The 2,366-nt window shown below is 65.2% G+C and carries 3 protein-coding genes; 1 reads left to right on the top strand and 2 read right to left on the bottom strand.

All coding sequences use genetic code 11. From position 1 onward, the window contains the following. Both BIS11_RS15340 and BIS11_RS15335 read right to left on the bottom strand, forming a co-directional pair. A partial coding sequence (locus tag BIS11_RS15340; protein ID WP_253586468.1) for an insulinase family protein occupies window positions 1–1,036 on the bottom strand: 1,036 nt, incomplete at its 3' end. Beyond that, window positions 1,036–1,722, bottom strand: a complete 687-nt coding sequence (locus BIS11_RS15335; RefSeq protein ID WP_253422734.1) for an SOS response-associated peptidase — start codon at window positions 1,720–1,722, stop codon at window positions 1,036–1,038. The genes BIS11_RS15340 and BIS11_RS15335, both read right to left, overlap by 1 nt. A 214-nt stretch (window positions 1,723–1,936) precedes the next feature. Between BIS11_RS15335 and BIS11_RS15330 the strand changes: the two genes are divergently transcribed. After that, window positions 1,937–2,366: TetR/AcrR family transcriptional regulator (locus BIS11_RS15330; RefSeq protein WP_253586467.1), on the top strand; the 430-nt coding region annotated here is incomplete at its 3' end.

Below are 2,366 nucleotides of genomic sequence, written 5' to 3'. Positions count from 1 at the left end.
CCGCCAGACCCGCCTTGCGCAGCACGGCGAGCAGGCTGCCTTCGCTCTCGTCGCCCAGCAGGTGGGCAATGAGGCTTGCGGGCTTGGTGCGGTAGGCCTGGATCGGGTCCGGCACCGGGAAGTAGAAGTTCACCTGACGGCGATCCAGCAGCGACTGGCGCTCCAGGTAAAGAGGAAGCTCATCGGTCAGCGCCAACGGGGCGTCGATGGTGGGCGCCTTCAGGCCATTGTCGGGAATGTTGGCGAAGCGCTCGACCACCCATTCCTCCAGCGTATCCAGCGGCTGCGGGGCAATCACCGCCAGGTTCATGACGTTGGCGTCATAGTGGCTATGGTAGAAGCCGATGATCCGCTCGCGCAGCGACGCCTCGCCGGCGGCGGGGTCGGCCAGCGTCTCGCGGCTGCCCACAGCAAAGCCGGTGGTGGCGTTGTCCGGGTTCAGCACCTGGTCGAGCACGTCGTTCTCGCGGCGCGACTCGTCGCGAATGCGCGCCATGTACTCGGAATGGATGATGTTGCGCTCGCTCTCGAGCTGGTCGGCGTTGAACAGCGGCGACAGGAAGAACGCGCTGAAGCGGTCGAGCGCCCCGGGCAGCGCTTCAGGGGCGACGTCGAAGAAGTAGTTGGTGTCCTGCTGGGAGGTGAAGGCGTTGTGCGAGCCCGCGTTGTCGGCGATGTAGCGCTGGTAGGCGTCCGGCTCCGGGTAGGGCGTGGTGCCAAGAAACAGCATGTGCTCGAGAAAGTGGGCAAGCCCCTCGAGGTCGTCCGGATCCTGGGCGCTGCCTACCCGCACGTTCATCGAGGCGGCGGCTTTGTCGGCGTCCGGGTCGCTGACCAGCAGTGCCTGCAGGCCGTTCTCCAGCGTCAGCACGCGGTAATCACGCGCATCGTACTCGCTCTGCACGGGCGTGAGCGTGTCGAGCACCGGGCTCTCTTCGGCCCACAGGGTGGGGGCGTACCAGGTCAGGCTCAGCACCGCGCCGGTCAGGGCGTAGCGCATCGAGGGAGGGGGGACGAGTTCGCTTAGGCGTAGCATCAGGGCTCCAGGGGCACGGTCCAGCGCAGCATGGGTCCTTGCGGATGGGCACAGGACACCGACTGGTGGGCAGGGTTGTTGACATGCTTTGATACCGGAAAAGCGCCCAACAGTTCCAACGGCGCCGGCGCAAGCAGCGCTTCGAGGGTGGCGGCGTCGGTCTCGGGGGAAAGCCAGGAGGCCAGCGCTTCGGGCGCAATCACCACCGGCAGGCGGTCGGTCAGCGAGGCCAGGCAGACGTTGGCGGGCACCGTGATCAAGGCAGTGGAGTCGGTGAACTCGGTCAGCGTGGTGTGATAGCGACACCACAGCGCGCCGAGCAGCAGCGGCGCGCGGTCCGTGGCAGTGACCAGGTACGGCTGCTTGCCGCCGGGGCGCGACTGCCAGACGTAGAACCCGGTGACCGGAATCACGCAGCGCCGCGCCCGAAAGGCCTCGTCGAACATCGGCCGGCGCGACAGCGACTCTGCCCGGGCGCAGTGCGGGGCATGGTCGAGCACCTCGAGCCAGGGCGGGGTCAGCCCCCAGAAAAGATGGCGGTGGCGATAGATGCCCTGCTCCAGGCGAATGGCCGAGACCGGCCGACGCGGCGCGAGATTGGGCGATTCGATGAAGGCGTTCGCGTCGTGAAGCTCCGGCACTCGGCGGGAGAGCGCCAGGCGCTGCACATGGAGGCGTCCCGTCATGCGTGTCTCCTTGTGGCCTGAAGATAGGCCGGTGCCGAAAAAAGTCGTCGACCGCGCAAAAACGCCTTGGTCCAAAAGGTAACAAGATTGCGCTAAATGTCGTGGTCGAGTATCGAAAACAGTGTTCGATAGAGGTATCCTATCTTATATTACCCACTCGCTCACGCTTAAGTGCGCTGAGATCGTCTTGTTTGCCTGACCTTAAGAGATCGCCATGGCCCGTCCCAGACAGCATGCGCCCGATGCCCTTCATGCACAGGTCATGCGCGCCTGCGACGAGTGGCTGGCCTCACGGCCGGTCCACGGTCTGTCGCTGCGTGCCCTGGCAAGAGAGGTCGGCTGCGCGCCGAGTACGCTGCTCAAGCTCTATGGCAGCTTCAACAACCTGTTGCAGCACGTTAACGTCGAGACGTTGGCGCGCCTTCAAAAGACCATCGAGAGTTTGACCGAAAACGAGCCCGAGCCTTGGCTGCGTGCGCTGGCCCATGCCTACTGGCGCTTTGCCGAGCAGGGGTGCTACCGCTGGCAACTGCTGTTCGATCACCCTTTGGCGGAGGAGGGCGAGCTCGACCGTCGCCAGAGCGATCTGATCGAGGCACTGTTTACTCAGGTGGAGAGTTCGCTGACCCGCTACCAGCCGGCGC

It is taken from the genome of Halomonas sp. 707D4 (genome assembly GCF_024158685.1).
Lineage (GTDB): Bacteria > Pseudomonadota > Gammaproteobacteria > Pseudomonadales > Halomonadaceae > Vreelandella.
This window is presented reverse-complemented; position numbering and strand designations above follow the sequence as displayed.

Coding starts and splice junctions, on each gene's coding strand:
- BIS11_RS15335 (WP_253422734.1), bottom strand. CDS start 1,722: ATGACGGGACGCCTCCATGTGCAGCGCCTGGCGCTCTCCCGCCGAGTG.